Raw genomic sequence first — 19,882 nt, forward strand, 5'->3', positions numbered from 1 at the left:
GGAGTAATGGTTCGAGGATCTGTTGGATCCTCTCTACGTCACTGTCACTTCGATAAGCTGGTACGGTGAGCCCACCGGGATCGTCCGTGTCGAGATTTCGGCCATCCATCTGCGCCCTTCAATTTCGGTATCGCTGGTTCGCTCCCGCCGAGGTTTTCGAGGGAGCCCACCGCCTGGTTGGGTGTGGAGCCACGAAACCGACGCGTCTCGCGCAAGATCCATTGCGAAACGATCGTTCGATCGGCGGGATCGCCTTGAAGGCGGCTCGTTACTTTCGCATCCGCGGCGTGAGTTCGGGTTGTGACATCGGGGACCTCTCACTGGTTCATCGCCTGTCGAGGAGATAACCGCATAGCCTGCCGAACCGCACCGAGGTCCGCCGCACGATATTCGGATTCCAGCCGAAACCTTCGTACGGACGACCCCGATTCGCGACGGTGGGACCGTTATCGTTCCATCTACTCGTTTGGTTCGTCACCCGGGTCGTCGGCATCGTCGGCGTCGCCCTTGGTTGTCGTTGCGGGTTGCGGGCCACCGCCGGTCTGGGCTTCCTGCGCCTCGCCCCACCCGCCGGCGTCGACTACCTCGAAGAGCTTTCGCCAGTTCTCGTCGTCCTGACTCTCCGGGAGCTGGTCACGGAGCTGCTGGAAGTCTGACGGCGGAACCTGGGTTTCCACGAAATCGACGATGATTCGGGCGTGGTAGGCGGCTTCGGAGGCGTCGACGCCCTCGCCTTCAATCTCGCTGACGCGCTCGATGAACTCCCGCCAGTCGAATCGCTGCCCGTGTTCGCGGACCGCCCCGGTCATGTACCACTTGATTTCGAGCGGCAGGTTAGCGGCGAAGTCCTCTGCGTTCCCCTCGGGGATTCGCTGGCCCAGGGTCATGAGGGTCGCCCGGATCGCCCGAACCGTCCGGCCGGTGTCGGGCAGTTCGAGTCGGTGCTGGATCTCGCCGGTGAACTCGTCGAAATTCATCGTACTAGATGGCGCGACGACCAACACCGTCAATGCACGTGGCATCTGCGGGCGAGCGAGATTGTCGCCGCGACGATACATACCGTCCGGAGAACCGATAGACTGCCCCCACGAGAGTATTATATGGCGATCGGTCACGTGCGATCGTTCCAAGGGCGGATCCCAGGCGGCTGGTCAACTCGTTCGTCCGATCGGGGGCACGGATCGGACCGAAATACCGGACGGTTGCAAGATACCGGGAATGACCGAAACGAGAATCACCGTCGGGCGCGCAGGTACGACCGTCTAACAGCACCTGCGACGATACCGTCCTGGCGGCACCGAACCACGAAACCCTGCCACGAAAACCCACCACAAATCATGAATATTGCAGATATCGTTTCGGAAGAGTACGTCGAATTCGAACCGGATACGCGCGTTTCGAAGCTCGTCGGTACGTTCGAGGATCCCGATGTCGACGGCGTCGTCGTCCGGGGTGAGGAGTACGAGGGAGTCGTCACCCGCCGACAGCTCGCTAGCTCGCATCGCCAGCCCGACGAGAAGGTTGGTTCGTTAGTCTGGCACGTCCCGCGACTCGCGCCCGACGAGGACGTTCGGAACGTCGCACAGCTCATGATCGACGGCGACTCGCAGCTGTTGCCAGTCTTCGAAGAGCAGGAACTGCTCGGCGTCGTCACCGCCGACGCGATCCTACGGAAGGTCGAACCGTTCCTCGACGCGGCAACCGTCGCCGAGGCGTACTCGTCGGATCTCGTCACGCTCGATCCCGACTCGACGATTGGCGACGCGGTCCACAAGTTCCGGGAGGAACGGATCACGCACTTGCCGGTCGTCGAGGACGATTCCGCTGTCGGCATCTTGAGTCTCTACGACGTGAGCGGCCTCACCGTCCGAGCCGAGGTACAGAGCCAAGGCGGGGATCCGGGCGGAACGGATCCGTTCGGGGGTGAAATCTCCGACAGCAGCGGCCGAACGCGAGCTGGCGGCTTCGGCGCCCGGGAGGGAGAACTCGCCCGAATGCTCGATCTGCCGGTTCGGGACGTCATGGTCTCGCCGGTGCGGACGATCGCTCCCGACGAGACCCTCGACGTCGCTGTCGGGGAGATGTTTGCCGTCGACGCATCGTCGCTGGTCGTCACCGACGACGGCTCTCCCCGCGGCATCGTCACGAAGACCGACGTCCTCGACTCGCTCACGTGGGAGGCCGGCGGCAACCGGGGCGTCCAGATCTACGGCGTCGACCTGATCGATGACGCGACCTACGACCAGATCGTGGCGATGATCGAGAAGTTCGACGACCGGGACCACGGGATGAACGTGTTGGACGCGAAGGTCCACCTCCACGAGCACGACGAGAAACGCCGCGGGACACCGCTGCTGCTCGCTCGCATCCGGCTGCACACGGATCGCGGACTATACATCGCCTCTGGGGAGGGTTACGGCGCGAGCCACGCGATGAACGAAGCGCGCGAGGTACTCGAACGGCAGATCCGCGACAAGAAGACTCACGCCCGTTCCATGAAACCACCGGGCGAGGAATTCTGGGAGAAACGCTTCGGCTGGCTGTTAGAGGAGTGATCGCAAGTCAGTGGGCGAGGCGGCGGTATCGCCCCTCGCGTTCGATCGGTATCGGTGTCGTTAGCCAGCGACGGGCCGTGAGACTCCCCCACCGACCGGTCGTGATCGGGATTGGTTCGTCCAGTCTCGGGAATTAACGAGGGACCCGTCTCGTGGGTGGTACCAGTCTCGGCGGTCCGGCACACGTCCCCGAGGGTAGCCACCAGTCCCAATTCTCAACGTTTGGAACCGACCCCAACGTTCGAAGAACCGGAAGAACGGGAAGTGACGCCATCACCGATCCCGTCGGATGGGAAGGAGAACACGCCTATACACCCGGGGACATGGAATGATTCTACATGGACACGACAGTACAGCTTCGAGACACCACGCTCGTCGAAAAGGTCGTCCTGCTCGGCTGCGTCTGGCGCTCGGTCGAGGACCGAACGCCGGCCAGAGCAGACGAAATCCGATCCGCCTGCAACGATCGACTCGACGAGCTCACCGGCCGGCTCTCCGAGGCCGACGTCTGTCGGGCGCTGAACGAACTCGCGGCGAGCGATCTCCTCGAGGCACGTACGCCGGACGAGCGATCGCCGGCCGGAAAAGGACGACCGACGTACGAACTCCGTGTCGACGTCGACACAGTGTTGACGACGCTCGCTGCGGACGGGGACCTCGAGCCGCTCGTTAAGGAGGTCGATCGGATACGGGCTTGAGGCTCTCGGATCGACGTCGGACCGATTCCGGGCCGGGATCGAGAGAGGGACGCGATGTCACTCGTCTGGGTCGTCTAGTTTCCGAACGAGGAGTTCTTCGACCGGTGCGTCGGACGCGTTGGTCTTCACGCTCTCGATACCCTTTTTCGCCGCGCGCTTGGAGCTGTATCCCTGACTGCTGTCTGCGATGATGTTACCGCTGTCGTGGACGAGTCGGCAGCGCCACTGGCTTGCCCTGTCCTCGTAGAGTTCGAACGTCGCGGCGCTCACACTCCCAGGTCGGGAGCGACATCGATAAACTGTCGGTGAATCCGACGACCCCCATAACGTAATGCCGCCCGTTGGTGAAGCGTACACGATGGCAGAGAAAGTTCTAGTTCCGACTGATGGCTCGCCGTTGTCGATTCGTGCGCTCCGACACGCACTGGAAAAGTTCCGCGATGCAGAGATCGTCGTCCTCCACGTCATCGACGTCTTCGAGCCGTCGGATGGTGGCGGATTCGAGTCGCTCTACGAGCCGATGATCGGCTCGGAAGAGTGGGAGTCGATGGAACGGGAGGCGACGAGGGAACTGCTCGCCGAGGCAGAGGAGACCGCTGCGGAGTACGACCGGGAGATCGCAACCGACTCGGAGATCGGCGATCCACAGCGGATCATTCCGGATTACGCCGAAGCGGAGTCGGTCGATCACGTCGTGATGGGCGTTCACGGTCGGGACGATCCGGGACGAACGCTGGTCGGACGGGTGGCAGAAACCGTCGTCTCTCGGTCGCCGGTTTCGGTTACCGTGATTCGCTGACGGTGACGCCACCGTTCGACCGCGAACGCTCCGTGCCGGTCCGTTACTCATAGGGGTTCGCGTAATTCCACCGACGTTCCAATGAGGCAGATCACGGATACGTTGGAATCGGGGTGCAAGACTTAGAAGATGAGTTCAGCATTGCGTTTCCTCTCATTTCATATTTTTGACTATAAATCAAATATCCAATAGCACTGCGCGATGAACCCCACGCAATTCTATGATTTCGGAGAAACTATATATGACGTTTTCCGAATTGCATACATCGATATGTCAAACCTCAGCGAAGGATGCAAAGATCATCTAGAGAAAGCTCTACAGTCGGACGAACCATCGAAGAAAGATTACCATATTCGGCAAGTGCTTCAGGCATGTGGTGTGGATGATCTTCCAGAAGGGTTTGAACCTGGACTCGAAACCGGTTCTAAAGAATCGAGCAAGTAGCACTGTGTACTGAACAGTTTGCACTCGACATGCGTCCGATTCTGCTCCGTGCCACGTTCGTGCTGTATATTCATTACTTCAATATTATCAACATATAACGCTCACTGGAGCAAAGCGACGGATTGTCTTGCTAATTCCTGTCAATGCTTCATCGCGTACCGACCACTCAGGCTGTCAATACCGGCCGGTCCGCGGTCCTGACGATCCGTTCGGCGACGCTGCCGATCCGATCGGTCCGCGTATGGCCTTGTCCCTGATAGCCAATCACGATCAGGTCGGCGTCCAGTTCCGTCGCCTTCTCTCGAACTTCCTCCCAGGGACGTCCGTGGCAGACGTTCCAGGAACAGTTGATTCCGGCGTTGTCCGCCCGGTCGGCGATCTTCTCGAGCATCGCCGCGCCCTGATCCTCGAGGTTGTCGAGGACGATTTCGGCGCTGCTCAGCGCGGGTTCGCCGTACCGGTGAGTCTCGACGCAGTACATTGCGTGGACGTCGGCGTCGTACTTGTCCGCGAGTTCCAGCGCGTGTTCGACTGCTCGGTTCGCTGGATCGCTGCCGTCCGTCGGGACGAGGATCGTGTCGTACATCGGTGTGGACTATCCACGTCGAAAGCCGTGAAATAGCTCACACTGTTTCGAATGATATGACGGGAGAGTCGAGAGGGTAAAACGTCAGCCGCGTTCGGCCATTCGAGTAACTAAGGCCCACCGAAACGTCGGGCTACGGTTACGAACGCCAGGCCAGGATTTTGGCAGATTTCGCCCGGGTTCGTCAAACCGTGCGAGAGATACAGCGTAAATCGCTCTACCCGTCCTTCTCGGTCTCGACGGAAAGTGTAGAGTTGAGCACAGAGTATTTTGCTGGCTCGGTAGTAGGATAGGATACATATGTACGATCGAATCCTGCTTCCCACAGATATGAGTCCCGGGGTCGACCGAGCGATCGATCATGCCATCGATGCCGCACAACGATACGATGCCGAGTTACACGTTCTCTACGTCGTTGATGCCGAGGCCTATAGCTCGTATCCCGGGGACGAGTATGTCCACGAATTCGAAGGGTTAGAGAAGGCGCTCGAACAGGCTGGCCAAGACGCAGTCGAGACGATCGCCAATCGTGCAGAATCTGCAGGTATCGAGACAGAATCCGTGATCCGACACGGCGTCCCACACGCAGAGATTCTCGAGTATATGGATAAGAACGATATTGGGCTTACAGTCCTCGGCTCAAAAAATCGATCGGGAGAGTACAGACGGTTACTCGGTAGTGTGACTGAACGCGTTGCCAATATGGCGGAACGACCAATCACCATCGTCAAAACGCCGGTTCAAACAGCGTAGTTCGATCACTCCCTTTTCAAGATAGATCACGTTCCGATCTCTGCCCGCCACAAGAACTGTGCATTGATTGCTACGATGAGCTGTTGAGTCGGGATTCGAGGGTCCGTTTCAGTTCGTCCGTCTCGCGTTTCAGGCCGTCGCTGATTCGCACGTCGTAGGGCTCGGGGTCTTCAATCCAGCGGTGTTTCTCGGGCAGCTTCCGGCGGTTTCGTCGCGCAGTTTCCCGGATCTCGTCGAGTGACGGAAACTCGAGAACCCGATCGCCGTCCTCGGCGACGGTCACCAACTGCTCCTCGCCGGGAAGATCCTCGTCTCGAAGGCCAACGACGTCGCCGTCGAACAGTCTGTCGGACTCGGTGCGTCGCACGCTCTTCGCTCCGGGGTAGGTGACCTTCCCCGTCGAGAGCTTCATGGTCGGCTCCATCACCCCCTCGCGTTCGACCGCGACGAGTTTGTAGACTCCTTCGACCTTCGGGGCATCCGTGCTCGTCACCAGTGCGGTTCCCGGCCCGAACCCCGACCCGACGCCGTCCCGATCGAAAAACTCCCGGATGGCGTACTCGTCGATGCCGGAGGAGATGTACTGATCGACCTCGGGGATGACCTCGTCGACTGCCTTCGAGAGCGCTGGGAGGTCGCCCGAGTCGAGTCGCACGCCACGGAGGTCGACGTCGTTCGTCTCGGCGACCTCGCCAGCGATCTCCGCTCCCCCGACGGTGTCGTAGGTGTCGATCAGGATGACGCTCTCGTCGCCGTACTCGTCGACGAACGTTTCGAACGAGTCGCGCTCGCGCTCGAAGCTCTGGACCCACGAATGGGCCATCGTTCCGGCGACGGGGATTTCGAACGCCTCCCCGGCCGCGACGTTCGACGTGGCGTCGAAGCCGCCGATGTAGGCAGCTCGCGCAGCTTTGATGCCAGCATCCGTGCCGTGGGCTCGCCGCGAACCGAAGTCCACCAGCTGCTGGTCACCTCCCCGGCGGTCGATCACGTCCCGCATCCGACTCGCTTTCGTCGCGACGAGTGACTGGTACCCGATCTGGTTGATCACCGCGGTCTCGAAGAGTTGCGCCTGCAGAATCGGTGCCGTCACCTCGAGCAAGGGTTCGTTCGCAAACGTTACCGTTCCCTCCGGTAGGGCGCGGATCTCGCCACTGAACTCGAAGTCGGCCAAGTACGAAAGGAAGTCTTCGTCGAATCCCTGTTCGATCAGGAACTCGAGGGATCGATCCCCAAACGATACGTTCTCCACGTAGTGAATCGCCTGCTCCAGTCCGGCAGCGATCATGAACCCGCGATCCGGCGGCAGATCGCGGACGAAGAGGCTGAACGTCGCCCTCGGATTGTGATTCTGGTTGTAGTACGCCTGCATCATCCGCAACTCGTAGAGGTCGGTAAACAGCGGGAGCGTCTCGTCCCCCAAGAAGCCGAAGGTCGTTTTGGACATCGTTTCGGTTAAACGTACCACATCACTCGTCATAATTAGCCGTCCTTCAGACGATTCGTTCGCCGTCTCGATCGATGGGCGGTACCGACGGGCTCGACCCTGCGGACGGGTTGTCGTGTACGTCGGAGTCGGTCCGACTGCAGGGCGATCGGTCGCTACGTGGGACGATGATCAATCGTACTGGGTGTTCATCGTAGATCGATTGCGGCGAGAACGCTCGAGAGCAGTTGGCACTGATAGTACCGGATCGCCCCGCTCTGCCTGTCGTATTCGATCAGCCCCAGATCCTCGAGCATTGGTAAATGTACGTGATGGAGCGCGTCCCTCGCCTCGATCGCCTCCATACCGTCGTCCGTGCCTGACGGGTCAGCGAGCAGCCTGTCACGCTCGATCCAATTGGCATCAGACGAGTCGAGGACGGCAACGATCTCGCGGCGACGAGCGTTAGCGAGAAGTCTGAAGACATCGTCTAACCCGCAGCTTCCCTGAACGACGCCGTCCTCGTCCGTGATCAGGCACTCGGTCATCGTTTTATGTAGTTTGAACCAGGATAGCAATGGACAAAGAACCACTCCCAGTTCCCGAGCTTTGAAAGATTTCACATGTTTGGACTGTCGAAACGGCCGAAACAACGCCGGTAGGGAGACGGTCAGCGTTCGCGCTCAGTTGTCGATCCCGTCCGCGTGAGGCGGACGTTAATGATTCGCGTGTCCTCGACGGTCTCGACGACGATCGCGACCCCGTCGACCGTGAACCGTTCGCCCGGCTCGGGAAGACGGCCGGCCCGATCGAGAACGAGTCCGGCCACCGTGTCGGCGGTCGGCGGTTCTGGCAGCTCGAGATCTAGCACGTCGTTGACTTCGGTCACAGAGACGTCGCCACGGACGACGGCGGTCCGGTCGTCGATCGCCCGGATCGGGACCGTCTCGAGCGGTCGGAGGATTTCGCCGACGATCACTTCGGTGGGGTCTTCGGTGGTAACGATGCCTTCGGTGGTGCCGAACTCATCGATGGCGATCGCGATATGGGTCTGAGCCCGCTGCATCTCCGCGAGCACGTCGTCGGCCGGCATCGTCTCCGGGACGTGAATCGTCGGCTCCATCACGTCCGTGAGCGCGAGGTCGTCGGGATCGCGTGCGCCGTAGTCGCGCTCTCGGAGGAGCTCGCAGACGTGGACCGTCCCAACGACGGTATCGAGGTCGTCCTCGTACACAGGCAGATGCGTGAAGCCGCTGTATGCGCAGACCTGGAGCGCCTCCTCGATCGAGTCCGTCGTCGAGACCGCCACGACATCGGGACGGGGGACCATGATCTCGCTCACGGGCAGTTCGTCGAATCTGAACGCCCGGCGAAGCCGGTCTCGCTCGTCGGGCTCGATGGCGCCCGCCCGCTCGCCCGCGGCGATCAAGTCCTGGAGTTCGCGTCTGGTGAGGTAGGCAGACTCGATCGCCGTCTCGGCGCCGACGAGACCGTTGACGGCGCGGGTCAGCTTGTCGAAAACGACGACGAACGGGTACAACAGGTGCTCCGAAAGGCGTATCGGCCGGGCGACGCGGAGCGCCCACGACTCCGTATTCTCGATGGCGTAGGACTTGGGCGCGCTCTCGCTGAAGAGCAAGACGAGCGACGTGATCCCGACGGTCGTCAGCAGGACCGCCTGTGCCCCGGAGACGTAGAACCCGAGGAGGGCGGTCGCGACGCTCGACATGGCGACGTTCGCGACGTTATTCCCCACCAAGATCGTGACGAGGAGGCGATGCGGATCGCCGCGGAGCTCCTCGACGACGGTCGCGTTCCTCGCCCCGGTCTCGACGAGGGCCTCGAGTCGGTGTCTCGGCAGCGCGAACATCGCGATCTCCGACGACGAGAAGAACCCCGAAACCGCCATCAGGAGCACTATCACCAGCACGCCACCGGCGGTGAGCAACCACAGCGGCAGCTCCGGTACGGGGATTGACGGCCAGACGGTAGCCACGGTTGCGGTCGCCTCTACCGGATCCGTGACCGCCGCGACGACCGATACAGTGTACTCGAGGGGACCTGTGGGTTCCAGGAGCATTGGGATCACTACGGCGAGGAGGTCCAAAAACCGCCGTGAGCGGATCCGTTCTCTCGTAGTTCGGGATGGTCGATCTCGTCAGGGGAGCAGTCGCCGCAGACGCGACGGAACGGGATCGTGGCGCTTCGTCAGGATTACCGTCCCGGCGGCATGTCTGCCGACGCCTTCCGAGATCGTTCCGAGTAGTGCTCGCCGGAGGAGCCCGCCCCGCGAGATGCCCAACACTGTAACGTCGTGTTCGGTCGTCTGATCGGTGATCGTGCCCCCGACGTCGTCGTCCTCGACCACGTTTTGATCGACGGATTGGACGCCCTCGAATCCGTCGGCCCGTTCGGCGAGTAGCGCCGTCGCCTCGTCCCGCGACAGTTCCGGCTCCGCCGGCTCGAGCACGTGCAGCAGGGTGACCGAGGCATCGTTGTGCCGGGCGATCGAGGCGGCAGTCTCGGCGGCGAAGGCATCGTGGGGGCCGCCGGCGACCGGAACCAAGACCGAGTCGACGTTCTCGGGTCGCGACGTCTTGATTCGCTGGACGAGTACGTCACACTGGGCGTCGCCGAGGACTCTATCGACGTGACTTCCGAGGACGACGTTCTGACGGGGCGGCCGGCCGCGCCATCCCAGCAGGGTCGCGTCGACGTCGTGCTTGTCGACGGCCCCAACGATCCCCGTCGCGACGCTGCGAGCCATTCGAATTCGCTGCTCGGCCGGGATTCCGTGGGACTCGACGCGCTCTACGGCGTCCGCGAGGAGTTCCTCGTGTTCGTCCTCGAGTAGGTACCGGCGGCCGTCGACGAGCGACAGCTGCGGCGGGATCTCGAGGACGAACACGAGGAGAATTCGGTAGGAACGGTCGGCCGCGATGTCGATCGCGGTATCGAGCTGACGATCCGCGGTTTCTTCGTTCGCTATGGGTACGAGTAGCGTTCCGTCGGCGTCCCCGGTGTCCTTGCTCATATTGACAGTTGAATGTATGTTTCGAACCGTTATTAGGTTCGGCTCTGGATGGCGAGGAATTTGGATCACGCTTGGATTCGCTCATGAATCGCGGTCACCGCTCGAGGTATGAACAATCTGTTCGCTGGCGTCTCCCTCTCGATCTTCCGCAACGACGAACCGCACCTCGACGACGACTGGTCCGTCCGCATGGGTTGTGATCCCCTCATGGAGATGATCTGTCAGCGCCGGCATCGGACCGGGATCGGAACTGGAGACCGTGACGACGACCCGATCGACCGAGCGTAGCGGGTAATCGTCGTCGAGGAGTACCTCGGTTGATTCGACCTCGAGGTGGTTGTACTCCGGCTCCGCGAGTACCGCGTCAACTTCTTCGTCCGCCGCGGACTTCAGCTGCGTCGCTTGGAACTCGACCAGCGTGACTCCGACGAGAGGCGCGGCGAGCACGAGCAGTGCGACCCCGAAGATTGTCGCGTACGCGTAGGTCGGCTTGCGGGTCGGCGACACCTCGAACAGTCCCTGCGGGCGGTAGCCGGCGATCCAGAGCGTGGTCAGCGCGGCGAAGTTGATCGAGAGGACGTTGACGATCACCAGCACGGCGGCGCCGATCGCCGCTCCGTACATCCCCCAGGCGACCGTGATCCCGACCGCGGCGGCGGGCGGGATGAGCGCGGCCGCGATCATGACGCCGACGATGGCCTCCGAGAAACCGCGCGTGAGGCTCAGTATCCCAGCGACGCCGGCGCCCAGCGCGACCGCCAGCGAGAGCACGTTCGGTGAGACTCGCTCTTGCAGTTCAGCGACGACGACGATGTCGACTCCCGCGGGCTCGAGGCCGGCAAGTCGGGCAAGAACGGCGAGCCCGATCGAGGCACCCACTACGATAGCGAGTCCGGTGGCCTGGTAGGTGAATCCCGTCGAAGTGAGTCCGTCGTCGCCGGTGACGATGCCGACGTTCGCCGCCAGCGCGGGGCCGATAAGTGGGGCGATGACCATCGAGCCGACCACGACCGCCGGCGAGTCCGCCAGGAGCCCGGCGGTGGCGACGACGGCGCTGATGAGCAACATCGTCACGTAGATGGGAAACGCAGGCGTGAGTTCCTCGGCTTTCGTTCGGAGGACCTGCCGCGAGGTTCGCGATCCCTTCGTGCCGCCGTGGCTGTGTTGGTCGAGCAGATCGTCGAACTCCTGGGAGATGACGGTCTCCGCGTCGATGACGACGACGCGCGTGTCGTCGCTGATTCCGGCTCGATTCAGTCGATCGAGAACCGGCTCGACGGCCCGCGTCGGGAGCGGGAATCGAACGACCGCCGCGAAGCCACGGCCGCTCGTCTCGTCGCTGACGACGTAGTCGATCCCCTCGTCATCGAGGACGTCGAGCACTGCCCGTCGGCGTCCCTTCGGAACCGTAACCTCGAGATATCGCATGCGAAGCCCACCACCGGAGAACGTAAAAACGTGAAAACGGTCGTGGTTCGGGTTTCACGGCCCTCGACGAACGCGGTCCGTTCATCCGACCGTCAGGAGCGGACGGTCGAATCGGCGGACGACGCGGGCGGTTGTGCTTCCTATTACCCGCTCCGTGCCCGCGGCTCGGCCCCGCGTCCCCATCGCAACGAGATCGGCGTCGACGCCCTCGGCATACTCGAGTATCTCCATCTCGGGACTCCCCCGGAGCACGTCGCTCGTGGCAGAGAGACCGCGGTCGCGAGCGTCCGTCGCGATGGCATCGACGGCCTGGTGGCCGCCCTCCTTCAGCAATCCGACGATGCTGCCCGGAGCGTCCTGAAGGTCGGAGATGGCCTCGTCGATCACGTAGATCGCGTGGACGGTGGCACCGCTTAGCTCCGCGATCGAGAGCGCGTGCTCCGCGGCTCGGTCGGCGAACTCGCTGCCGTCGGTTGGAAACACCACATCGCCTATAGCGTCGCGCAGGTCTGCGGGCGCCGTTCTCTCGTCGGCCGCGCGAACGGAGAGGACGGGGACGTCGGAGAGCATGAGCACGCGTTCCGTCGTACTGCCCAATCTGACCTGCTCGGCTCCTCGCCGCCCGTGCGTTCCCATCACGATCAGGTCGGCGTCGTTCGTGCGAGCGTACTTGCGAATCGAGCGGTGAGCCACGCCGTCGATCACCTCCTCAATGACGGCGACGTCGCGATCCGCGGCGCGCTCTGCGACCGCCGCTGTCACCTCCCGACCGCGTTGCTCGGCAAAGCGCCGGAGTTCCTGCTGCTGGGTCTCGTCGAGGTTGGCGGTGGGCTCGGCCGGCAGTTCCAGGACGTGCAGGATATGGACAGTGGCGTCGAACGCGTCCGCGAACGATAGCGCCCGCACCGTCGCGGCTTCGGCGCCGGTACTGCCGTCCACGGGAAGAAGGATCGTTTCGTACATCTGATTCGTGCAGCGTACACCGACGGCAACCAAAAAGGTCGGGAACAGATCGACTGCGATAACTGCCCGAAATTCATTGCCTCCGGCCTCGCTGGGCGTCTACCGACAGCCCTTGGGAGGCGTCTATAGTAGTCAGTGACACTATTTACAACTGATCGCGACGCTGTCGGGCGATCAGGCGTGCATTGACTTTCACTGACTACTATACCCACAGTCTTCCACTGAGGATCTGCTGTCGATCTCCCGCCGGGTCCTCTCGCCCGATTTTCGGCACTGACGGACGAGTCGAACACCCTCGCGAGGTACACGACAATTATCGGGCCGGGTCGTGAAGATATCCCCTATGAGCAAGACCATTCTCGTCCCCGTCGACGGATCCGGACCGTCCCGGGCCGCGGCTAACTACGCGTCCGAACAGTTCTCTGGCGCGAACATCACGCTGCTGTACGTGATGGATCCGATGATCGAATACAGTCGACGGCGAGCGTTTCCCGGGTACAGGGCGGAAGACGAGTACAAGAACGAACGCGAGAAAGGCGAATGGGTCCTCGAATCGATACTCGAAGAACTACCCGGCGACGTCAAAGCCGAAACCGAACTCGCCCCCGGTGAGCCGGCGCGAACAATCCTCCAGTACGCAGACGAACACGAGGTCGACGCGATCGTCATCGGCAGCCACGGACGGGAGGGTGCCGCACGCGTTCTGCTGGGAAGCGTCGCGGAGACGGTGGTTCGCCGAGCGGCCGTCCCAGTGACAGTGGTTCGTTCGGAGGAGCCACCGAACGGGTAGCGGTCCAGCACCCGCAAAACGGTACGGCATCTACGAACGACCTCGCGGCGCCCGGTTTGGAGTCGGCCGCCGATCCGCCTGGACGGATGCCAGCCGATCGGCGGTAAACTCGCGTCAGAGAATTGCAACCAGAAGCACCCAGACGAGGAGTACGTGCCAGACGATCGCGGCGACGGTGCGCCGGGTATCGTTTTCCGGAATCGGCGGATTCCTGAAGATCGCGTCGTAGACGAACGGCGTCGCGACGAGGACGCTGCCGGCCATCGCCATCTCCATCGGAACGGCCGTAGCTAAGCCTACGACGAACCCCGACGCGAGAGCTGCCGCGATGGCGACTAGGATCCAGTCGTAGTATTCGACCATCGTGCCTCCCCTCATCAGAGAGTACAGGAGGATGGAGGAAAGGGACCCCGCACAGTCCCGACCGGTGGGAGCCATCCCCGTCCTACTTTTCGCTGGTCGGAGGAGTGTCTAGTGGCGGATCGCATCAATCATCCGTCCGGTGATTCCAATGAAATACAACGAATTCGTAGGGCAGGTGCAGCACAGGCTCGAGCTCGCAGAAATGGGCCCTGCGGTTCGGGCGACCAGGGCGGTCCTGACGACGCTCGGCGAGCGACTACACGAAGGTGAAGCGACAGATCTCGCCAGCCCGCTGCCGATGGAGATCGATCGGTACCTGGCCGAGGCCGAGCACGGCCAGCGGTTCGACTACGGGGAATTCCTTGACCGGATCGCCGACCGCGAGGGCGAAAGTGTCGACCGTTCGGATGCGAACTACCACGCCCAGCAGGTCCTGACCGTCGTCGCAGATGTCGTCCCGCCCGGAAACGTCACGAAGGTCCGCGACGGGCTCCCTGAGGACTACGAGAAGCTCTTCACGCAGGTCGACGTGGCCCGACCGTGAGCGAGCCGAGCGATCCCTCTGTTGCCGGCGATGGTGCGGATGGCCGGTCGGCGACCGGAAGCGAGTCGGGACCCGCGACGGGGGACGGCGACGAGCCGTCGCCGGGAGCCGCGGCACGGGAACGGGTAACGTCGAAAATCGCGGAGAGCGCATCCGGAAACGCGATCCCGCCCGGTCCGATCGCCCGCGTCCCTCGGTCGAAGATGGCGGCCCGCGAATGGTACAACTCACTCAGCCGGTGGTACGACGTCATCGCCGACCCGTTCGAGGCACCGGCGCGAGAGGCAGGGCTCAAACTGCTTGACGCCGCGCCCGGCGAGCGAGTCCTCGATATCGGCTGCGGGACCGGCACCGCGCTCGTCGAACTCAATTGCGCGGTCGGTTCGGACGGCGTCGCCGTCGGGATCGACCTCTCGAGAGGGATGTGTCGGAGAACCTCGCGAACGCTCGCGGCCGCCGATCTGGACCCGGGCGTGGTCGTCGAGGGCGACGCGTCGACCGCGCCGTTCTCGGACGGGACGTTCGACGCGTGCTTCGCGAGCTTCGTCCTCGACCTCTTCGACACACCCGAAATTCCGGCTGTCCTCGAGGAGTGGCGTCGCGTGCTTGCCCCGGACGGGCGTCTCTGCGTTGTCTCGCTTTCCCGTCGGGAGGCGGGCCTGATAACCCGATTGTACGAATCGATCCACGAATTGTATCCGACGTACGTTGACTGCCGGCCACTCTACCTCCGCGACACGCTTCTCGACGTCGGGTTCGAGATCGACGCCGAACAGGTCGCCAGCGCCTGGGGACTGCCGGTCGAAGTCGTGCTCGCCCGGAACGGGTAGCAACGGCGACGGCGGCCCACCGGTTCACAAGTCCGTCGCGAGGTGGTTCCTCGCTCTCCGTGCGGAGTCGCGCAACAGCCCGACATCGTCGGTGAAAACCTCGACCGCGACGGTCCCGTCGAATCCCCCGAGATGATCCGCGATGACGTCGTAATCGACCTCGCCGGCACCGATCGGCAGGTGGGTGTCGCCCCTGGAACGAACGTCGTGGACGTGCAGGTGCGAGACGAGATCGCCCCATCCCGAGAGGAAGCGCTCGACGCCGTCATCGCCGTCCTCCATGTAGGCGTGGCCGACGTCGAAGCAGACCGCCGTGTCCGTCTCTCGAGCGAGGTCGCCGAGAACCGAGAGCGGGAGGCCCCGCGCCTGGTGCCCGACGTTCTCGACGACGAGTTTGACACCCGCATCGTCGCCGGCCGCGGCGATCGCCGCGAGCTGGTCGGCGAAGACGGGACGTAGGTCGGTGTCGTGGGGATCCCGGAGCGTGCCGTGGAGGACGGCCTTGTCGGCGTCGAGTTCGCCCGCTCGGTCGAGCAGTCGCGTCATGTAGTCGACGATCCCGGCGTTGATTTCGGGGCTGGGCGTAGCCACGACCTGCTTGTACGGGAGGTGCACGGAGAGGTCGGCGTCGGCATCCGATAAAATCGTCTCGAGGCGGCTCTCGTCAAGTTCGGCCGCGGACGTCCCGTCGCCGATCGAGAGCTCGGCGAAGTCGAAGCCCTCGACGGTCGCCGCCAACCGGTCGATCGAGTCGCCCACGGTGAGTCCGACATCGGCGTCCATACCAGACGCTCGGCCGCCTCCCCTAAAACGATCCTGACCATCGTTAGCTGGACGACGGTCGGTCCGTCTGGACCTGCTGGTCAGCGGGCTACTGTCGGCGGGAAGCGGTGACCGACGATCGTACCGGTCAGCGGACAACCGTCACTGGACAGGGCGACCGGCGGACGACCGTCTCGGCGACGCTGCCGAGCAGGATTCGCGAAACGCCCTCGCGTCCGTGGCTGCCGATGACGATGTGATCGACGTCGTACTCGTCGGCGTACTCGACGATTGTCCGGGCCGCTTTGCCGGTCTCCACGGCGGTGTCGAGTTCGATCCGGTTGAGCGCGCCGTCGTCCCGGAGCCGCTCGCGCGCTTGCTCGCAGAGGTTCTCGCCGCGTTCCCTGGCCCGGTTGAACGCCTCGGCGTCGTAGTAGCCGCCCTCCGCCCCGGCGTAAACGCCCTCCGCCGGATCGACGACGTGGAGGACTGTGATCCTGTCCCCGTCCGCGTTCGCCGCCGCGTGGTCGAGGGCCTCCCAGCTCGGTTTCGATCCATCGAGCGGAACCAGCACGTGTCGGTCCATGCCGGAGTCGACGGAGTCGCGGTACAAAATACCACTCGACGATGGGCGGAGAGCCGCTGCGAGCTGGTTGTCTTCCGCCGAGTGAATCGACGATGTGCCATCCTCGGGGAATGCGTACCGGGACCCCGGTCAGCAACTCAGTGCGGCGGCGTTCACTCTTCGACCACTAAGAGTTAGAAGAACGTGACAATGAGCGTAAGCTGTATGAGCGCGTCAACGATTCCCAGCGCGAATAACGGCGTTCCGTCGAGCATCCAGAGGATCAGCAACATTATGACGTAGACCGCCCCGAGCAGATACAATACCGGTTGCCACAGCGTGGTGAAAAAGAGGACGAAACCCGCGAACAGTCCTGCACCCATGAGAAAGAAGTACGCCGACATAGACGTGGATACCAGTCGTGACGAGCGCGAGCGTTACGACAAGGACGTGGGCAGGCCGCCAGTTGATTGGACGAAGAACCGATCGCTCCCAGAGCCCGTCTCGCTGCTCCATGAATGGTGACTTTTCGTTTACTGTTCAAATAAACCTCGTGACGTCTGCGAAAGCGGCCGACGGCAGCATCTGCGACCGTCCCGTCGCCCATGGCCCAAAATCGCTTCCGTGGCCCTCAGCAATGGTATCAGGTACGTCCAATAGACTGGAGACCACGACTCGCGGCTCGTCACCACCGTGAGCGGTGACAACCCTTGATCATTCGTGGGGCGTTGGTAACCTCGTTGATGAACGGGTTGTCGAAAAGGTACACGTCCGTCGGTCGACATCCTTCGTGGCAGGCCCGTTCAACGGGTTGATCTTCGGCGCGATGCTCGTATTCCCGTTCCTGATCCACACGCGCTCCATAGAGCAACTACAACCTACAGGCCCAATAAGTATAATTCACCCAATAATTGTGGGTGCTACCTCGGTTATTTCGCGGTATTTCACTTCAGAATCACGTGTCATGAGTGAATTTACACGCCCTCTCATTAGAGAAGGTGTCGGACGAATCCATTGTTGACGCTTCTTGACGGTACTACTGACCGAATGCTGTCGACGTGATTCGACCGTTTCGGACCTTTCTTCACGACCCTAAAACCAATACTGTGGTTCTTCCCATCTGTTATTATGACCACAATTGACCCGGACAGCCGAGACATCATACGTGCGATTGAAGGGCACGATGGAGGGGCCTCTACCACGGAAATACGACGCGAGACCGGACTCGACAACTCCAGCGTTCGATACCGGTTCCAAAAATTAGAGGAACTGGGTCTCATCGAAACCGAACGAGACCCAACTGCGACCCCCGAGGGCGTAGCGCCGATTACGATCGCCAAACTCACGGGTGACGGTCGCGAAGAAATCCAGAAAGGTCTGATCGTTGAATCTAAACGTCAGCGGGCGACAATCGAGCCTGTAGACAACGCGGAGAGTATCAAAGAATTAGAAGACGAGCTCGAGCAACTACGCGACCGTGTGGACCTCCTTCAGAGCAATCAAAATTGGATCGGCCCGCGAATTGAGGAATTAGTAGAAAACCAAGAGGAGTAAGCCACATAGTCGGTACTATATCATCGACCATCTTCGATATTGAGATTGGTTCTCGATCTAAAACAGGCTCACACCTTCTATGGGTTCCGCCCAATTTGCGAGACAAGCCGTACTCCCGACGAGCATCCCGCCTACGCCGCATGGTCGGCGAGCAGCGCGCGAGCAAGCCGGTAATCCAACGACCTCTGCGAAATGATAATAAGTCGGTCTGTTCCGCCGTACGACGTCTTTCCGTCAACATTGAATCCGGCGAATTCGACGATCGCGGACGACAGGTTATTCCGGTACCCGTTACCACTCTGCTGCATCTTCGAGAACTCCGCGGCTCCCAGCGGGTTTTCTGCGTCAGCGCCTGCGACGATAATCTGCGTGCGGTCACCGTCGGATACCCTGTTATAGTTAAAGACGAAGACAAGTTCCCCCAGCGCAATACAGTAGAGGTTCGCGAGGCGCGGCGGCCTACTACTATTAATAGATATTTATTCACCGCTTTTCAATAAGCGAGTCGCCTACAGGGCGTATGCCTACCCCGCTCTCTTGATGTTGTGTTTATCTCGAACAATTGAATTAATCATTGCCTTAGCATAAACGTGTGTCGGTTACTCGAACGGTCTTAGAGCGCGTACTCCGTACACGTCGGACATCGATGGTCGGCCGGTAGCCCCGTTGAGTTGAGGGACCGTCGGCAATCCTCGCACACGTGAACACCGCAATTGTCGCAATTGATATGCGTTCGCCTCTCGCAGAGATAGCAATCGGCGGTCATGCTATCCGAAGAGCGTGAAGTCCTGTGGCTCCGTTCTAACGCATGCTCCGCTAATCTCTGACCATTGACGCATCTGCCACTCCTGTAGGTCCCTACAGATTTCAGCGAGTTCTGCGGGGTCTGCGTCTTCCCCGCCGGATACGTCGACTGAGAGGGCACCTGCGGTCATTTTGATTGAGTTCCTGGATTTTGGGCTTAGTCCGGTTTGACGACGTTGACGCTGGTGTGGTCGATGTACGCCATGCCATCCTTGTCCCACAACCATTGGAATTCGGTGTGGGCAGCTTGACATATTTCTTGGAGGTCAGCCTCGGCCGATGAGACGCGGACGTATATCCGGTCCTCTGCCGCGAGCAATTCGCACTCCGAGCCTTTGGGAGTCTGCTGCATTGTGTATCCAAATTATCCGACTACTGTATTATACGGGCGACTATCTTCCATAAACCAATATTCTTGAAACTATATATGTTGTGAATGGGAATATCAGACCGAAAACAAGAAATCCTTGACCAGCATTACCGGCCCGTTGACGATGACCCACACTTCTACCAATGTCTCACGTGTGGCAAGAAGGTACACGCAGGGGAGCGGGACGCGACAGATTTGGCTCGTCACGAGTTGGAATGTGACCGACAATAAGTCAATCTAAAAAGAGGATTCGATACCAAAGGTATATAGTCCCGGGCGGATTCGAACCGCCGTCCTGAGCTCGCTTCCGTGACGGCCGGAACCGGACACGTCCAAAGGCTCAGATGATTGGCCACTACACCACGGGACTGCCTCGTTTCACTCGTCCCTTTGCAGGTAGCTCCCTGCTGTCCGCGGGACTCAATCGCTGGATAGAGCGCCGTCGCACAATAGTGTTACTTTTCGACTCGAGTCGCTCCTCGCTCGCGGCGTAGGAGATTCGCGAGTAGCCGGGCGTGGTGAAGGCGCTTCCCGGGACCGTCGCGATGTCGGCGCGGCACTGGAGCGGGTCAACGAAGCTCATCGTCGACTCGGTCGGGCGTCTATAATTTATA

The 19,882-nt window shown here is 61.5% G+C and carries 21 protein-coding genes, 1 tRNA gene and 1 pseudogene; 8 read left to right on the forward strand and 15 right to left on the reverse strand.

Annotation, left to right across the window (positions count from 1 at the left end; translation table 11 throughout):
- Window positions 1-458: 458 nt before the first annotated feature.
- Window positions 459-977 carry a DUF2267 domain-containing protein gene (locus EA472_RS12685; protein WP_124191888.1) on the reverse strand — a complete coding sequence of 173 codons (519 nt, stop codon included), beginning with the start codon at window positions 975-977 and terminating at the stop codon, window positions 459-461.
- Between the two features lie 360 nt (window positions 978-1,337).
- Here EA472_RS12685 and EA472_RS12690 point away from each other — a divergent pair, with 360 nt between their 5' ends.
- Window positions 1,338-2,555 carry a CBS domain-containing protein gene (locus EA472_RS12690; RefSeq protein WP_124191889.1) on the forward strand — a complete coding sequence of 406 codons (1,218 nt, stop codon included), beginning with the start codon at window positions 1,338-1,340 and terminating at the stop codon, window positions 2,553-2,555.
- Window positions 2,556-2,893: 338 nt separating this feature from the next.
- Window positions 2,894-3,253, forward strand: coding sequence for a hypothetical protein (locus EA472_RS12695; protein WP_207891161.1), 360 nt, complete (start codon window positions 2,894-2,896; stop codon window positions 3,251-3,253).
- 57 nt (window positions 3,254-3,310) lie between these two features.
- On the opposite strand, the gene EA472_RS12700 is transcribed toward EA472_RS12695, so the two are convergent.
- Window positions 3,311-3,523 (reverse strand): HVO_2922 family protein, encoded by a 213-nt coding sequence (locus EA472_RS12700; RefSeq protein ID WP_124191890.1) that lies wholly within the window; start codon window positions 3,521-3,523, stop codon window positions 3,311-3,313.
- 88 nt (window positions 3,524-3,611) lie between these two features.
- On the opposite strand from EA472_RS12700, the gene EA472_RS12705 reads away from it, so the two are divergent.
- Window positions 3,612-4,052: a universal stress protein gene (locus EA472_RS12705; RefSeq protein ID WP_124191891.1), complete on the forward strand. Its 441-nt coding sequence runs from the start codon at window positions 3,612-3,614 to the stop codon at window positions 4,050-4,052.
- A 610-nt stretch (window positions 4,053-4,662) separates the two neighbouring features.
- Here the strand turns inward: EA472_RS12705 and EA472_RS12715 are convergent.
- Window positions 4,663-5,082 carry a universal stress protein gene (locus EA472_RS12715; RefSeq protein WP_124191893.1) on the reverse strand — a complete coding sequence of 140 codons (420 nt, stop codon included), beginning with the start codon at window positions 5,080-5,082 and terminating at the stop codon, window positions 4,663-4,665.
- A gap of 300 nt (window positions 5,083-5,382) precedes the next feature.
- On the opposite strand from EA472_RS12715, the gene EA472_RS12720 reads away from it, so the two are divergent.
- A complete protein-coding gene (locus EA472_RS12720; protein WP_124191894.1) occupies window positions 5,383-5,835 on the forward strand; it encodes a universal stress protein in 453 nt (150 codons plus the stop codon).
- 70 nt (window positions 5,836-5,905) lie between these two features.
- Here the strand turns inward: EA472_RS12720 and EA472_RS12725 are convergent, their stop codons facing one another.
- The 6 genes from EA472_RS12725 to EA472_RS12750 form a co-directional block, all read right to left on the reverse strand.
- Window positions 5,906-7,282, reverse strand: a complete 1,377-nt coding sequence (locus EA472_RS12725) for a nicotinate phosphoribosyltransferase (protein WP_124191895.1) — start codon at window positions 7,280-7,282, stop codon at window positions 5,906-5,908.
- A gap of 188 nt (window positions 7,283-7,470) precedes the next feature.
- Entirely contained in the window at window positions 7,471-7,809 is a 339-nt protein-coding gene (locus EA472_RS12730) for a DUF7344 domain-containing protein (protein ID WP_124191896.1), read from the reverse strand.
- Window positions 7,810-7,931: 122 nt separating this feature from the next.
- Window positions 7,932-9,341, reverse strand: coding sequence for a hemolysin family protein (locus tag EA472_RS12735; protein ID WP_124191897.1), 1,410 nt, complete (start codon window positions 9,339-9,341; stop codon window positions 7,932-7,934).
- A 78-nt stretch (window positions 9,342-9,419) separates the two neighbouring features.
- Window positions 9,420-10,295, reverse strand: coding sequence for a universal stress protein (locus EA472_RS12740; protein ID WP_124191898.1), 876 nt, complete (start codon window positions 10,293-10,295; stop codon window positions 9,420-9,422).
- 81 nt (window positions 10,296-10,376) lie between these two features.
- On the reverse strand, window positions 10,377-11,723 hold the full coding sequence (locus EA472_RS12745) for a TIGR00341 family protein (protein WP_124191899.1): 1,347 nt from the start codon (window positions 11,721-11,723) through the stop codon (window positions 10,377-10,379).
- 81 nt (window positions 11,724-11,804) lie between these two features.
- Complete coding sequence (locus tag EA472_RS12750) at window positions 11,805-12,686, reverse strand: universal stress protein (RefSeq protein ID WP_124191900.1); 882 nt, start codon at window positions 12,684-12,686, stop codon at window positions 11,805-11,807.
- Between the two features lie 343 nt (window positions 12,687-13,029).
- Between EA472_RS12750 and EA472_RS12755 the strand changes: the two genes are divergently transcribed.
- Entirely contained in the window at window positions 13,030-13,476 is a 447-nt protein-coding gene (locus EA472_RS12755; RefSeq protein ID WP_124191901.1) for a universal stress protein, read from the forward strand.
- Between the two features lie 114 nt (window positions 13,477-13,590).
- Here EA472_RS12755 and EA472_RS12760 read toward each other — a convergent pair whose 3' ends face one another.
- On the reverse strand, window positions 13,591-13,839 hold the full coding sequence (locus EA472_RS12760; RefSeq protein WP_124191902.1) for a hypothetical protein: 249 nt from the start codon (window positions 13,837-13,839) through the stop codon (window positions 13,591-13,593).
- 148 nt (window positions 13,840-13,987) lie between these two features.
- Between EA472_RS12760 and EA472_RS12765 the strand changes: the two genes are divergently transcribed.
- The gene (locus EA472_RS12765; protein ID WP_124191903.1) at window positions 13,988-14,383 is read left to right on the forward strand and encodes a DUF2267 domain-containing protein; all 396 of its coding nucleotides are present in this window, start codon (window positions 13,988-13,990) and stop codon (window positions 14,381-14,383) included.
- A complete protein-coding gene (locus EA472_RS12770) occupies window positions 14,380-15,213 on the forward strand; it encodes a class I SAM-dependent methyltransferase (RefSeq protein WP_243637842.1) in 834 nt (277 codons plus the stop codon). Before EA472_RS12765 ends, EA472_RS12770 begins: the two co-directional genes overlap by 4 nt.
- A gap of 24 nt (window positions 15,214-15,237) precedes the next feature.
- Here EA472_RS12770 and EA472_RS12775 read toward each other — a convergent pair whose 3' ends face one another.
- From EA472_RS12775 to EA472_RS12785, 3 genes are all read right to left on the reverse strand, one after another.
- Window positions 15,238-15,996 (reverse strand): sugar phosphate isomerase/epimerase family protein, encoded by a 759-nt coding sequence (locus tag EA472_RS12775; protein WP_124191904.1) that lies wholly within the window; start codon window positions 15,994-15,996, stop codon window positions 15,238-15,240.
- A gap of 127 nt (window positions 15,997-16,123) precedes the next feature.
- On the reverse strand, window positions 16,124-16,561 hold the full coding sequence (locus tag EA472_RS12780; protein WP_124191905.1) for a universal stress protein: 438 nt from the start codon (window positions 16,559-16,561) through the stop codon (window positions 16,124-16,126).
- Window positions 16,562-16,734: 173 nt separating this feature from the next.
- Window positions 16,735-16,944, reverse strand: coding sequence for a hypothetical protein (locus EA472_RS12785; protein ID WP_165874886.1), 210 nt, complete (start codon window positions 16,942-16,944; stop codon window positions 16,735-16,737).
- A 724-nt stretch (window positions 16,945-17,668) separates the two neighbouring features.
- Here EA472_RS12785 and EA472_RS12790 point away from each other — a divergent pair.
- Window positions 17,669-18,094 carry a helix-turn-helix domain-containing protein gene (locus EA472_RS12790; protein WP_124191907.1) on the forward strand — a complete coding sequence of 142 codons (426 nt, stop codon included), beginning with the start codon at window positions 17,669-17,671 and terminating at the stop codon, window positions 18,092-18,094.
- Between the two features lie 1,441 nt (window positions 18,095-19,535).
- Here the strand turns inward: EA472_RS12790 and EA472_RS12795 are convergent.
- A tRNA-Gln gene (locus EA472_RS12795) sits at window positions 19,536-19,638 on the reverse strand.
- A pseudogene (locus EA472_RS23415) lies at window positions 19,624-19,821 on the reverse strand (hypothetical protein); the annotation flags it as partial. The pseudogene EA472_RS23415 and the gene EA472_RS12795, both read right to left, overlap by 15 nt.
- Between the last annotated feature and the right edge of the window lie 61 nt (window positions 19,822-19,882).

Origin of the sequence: Natrarchaeobius oligotrophus, from assembly GCF_003841465.1 — an archaeon.
Classification (GTDB): Archaea; Halobacteriota; Halobacteria; order Halobacteriales; family Natrialbaceae; genus Natrarchaeobius; species Natrarchaeobius oligotrophus.

What these genes read in the sequence shown, in the direction of transcription:
- EA472_RS12685 (WP_124191888.1), bottom strand. Translation starts at nt 977, where the DNA reads ATGAATTTCGACGAGTTCACCGGCGAGATCCAGCACCGACTCGAACTG.
- EA472_RS12690 (WP_124191889.1), top strand. Translation starts at nt 1,338, where the DNA reads ATGAATATTGCAGATATCGTTTCGGAAGAGTACGTCGAATTCGAACCG.
- EA472_RS12695 (WP_207891161.1), top strand. Translation starts at nt 2,894, where the DNA reads ATGGACACGACAGTACAGCTTCGAGACACCACGCTCGTCGAAAAGGTC.
- EA472_RS12705 (WP_124191891.1), top strand. Translation starts at nt 3,612, where the DNA reads ATGGCAGAGAAAGTTCTAGTTCCGACTGATGGCTCGCCGTTGTCGATT.
- EA472_RS12715 (WP_124191893.1), bottom strand. Translation starts at nt 5,082, where the DNA reads ATGTACGACACGATCCTCGTCCCGACGGACGGCAGCGATCCAGCGAAC.
- EA472_RS12720 (WP_124191894.1), top strand. Translation starts at nt 5,383, where the DNA reads ATGTACGATCGAATCCTGCTTCCCACAGATATGAGTCCCGGGGTCGAC.
- EA472_RS12725 (WP_124191895.1), bottom strand. Translation starts at nt 7,282, where the DNA reads ATGTCCAAAACGACCTTCGGCTTCTTGGGGGACGAGACGCTCCCGCTG.
- EA472_RS12730 (WP_124191896.1), bottom strand. Translation starts at nt 7,809, where the DNA reads ATGACCGAGTGCCTGATCACGGACGAGGACGGCGTCGTTCAGGGAAGC.
- EA472_RS12735 (WP_124191897.1), bottom strand. Translation starts at nt 9,341, where the DNA reads ATGCTCCTGGAACCCACAGGTCCCCTCGAGTACACTGTATCGGTCGTC.
- EA472_RS12740 (WP_124191898.1), bottom strand. Translation starts at nt 10,295, where the DNA reads ATGAGCAAGGACACCGGGGACGCCGACGGAACGCTACTCGTACCCATA.
- EA472_RS12745 (WP_124191899.1), bottom strand. Translation starts at nt 11,723, where the DNA reads ATGCGATATCTCGAGGTTACGGTTCCGAAGGGACGCCGACGGGCAGTG.
- EA472_RS12750 (WP_124191900.1), bottom strand. Translation starts at nt 12,686, where the DNA reads ATGTACGAAACGATCCTTCTTCCCGTGGACGGCAGTACCGGCGCCGAA.
- EA472_RS12755 (WP_124191901.1), top strand. Translation starts at nt 13,030, where the DNA reads ATGAGCAAGACCATTCTCGTCCCCGTCGACGGATCCGGACCGTCCCGG.
- EA472_RS12760 (WP_124191902.1), bottom strand. Translation starts at nt 13,839, where the DNA reads ATGGTCGAATACTACGACTGGATCCTAGTCGCCATCGCGGCAGCTCTC.
- EA472_RS12765 (WP_124191903.1), top strand. Translation starts at nt 13,988, where the DNA reads ATGAAATACAACGAATTCGTAGGGCAGGTGCAGCACAGGCTCGAGCTC.
- EA472_RS12775 (WP_124191904.1), bottom strand. Translation starts at nt 15,996, where the DNA reads ATGGACGCCGATGTCGGACTCACCGTGGGCGACTCGATCGACCGGTTG.
- EA472_RS12780 (WP_124191905.1), bottom strand. Translation starts at nt 16,561, where the DNA reads ATGGACCGACACGTGCTGGTTCCGCTCGATGGATCGAAACCGAGCTGG.
- EA472_RS12785 (WP_165874886.1), bottom strand. Translation starts at nt 16,944, where the DNA reads ATGTCGGCGTACTTCTTTCTCATGGGTGCAGGACTGTTCGCGGGTTTC.
- EA472_RS12790 (WP_124191907.1), top strand. Translation starts at nt 17,669, where the DNA reads ATGACCACAATTGACCCGGACAGCCGAGACATCATACGTGCGATTGAA.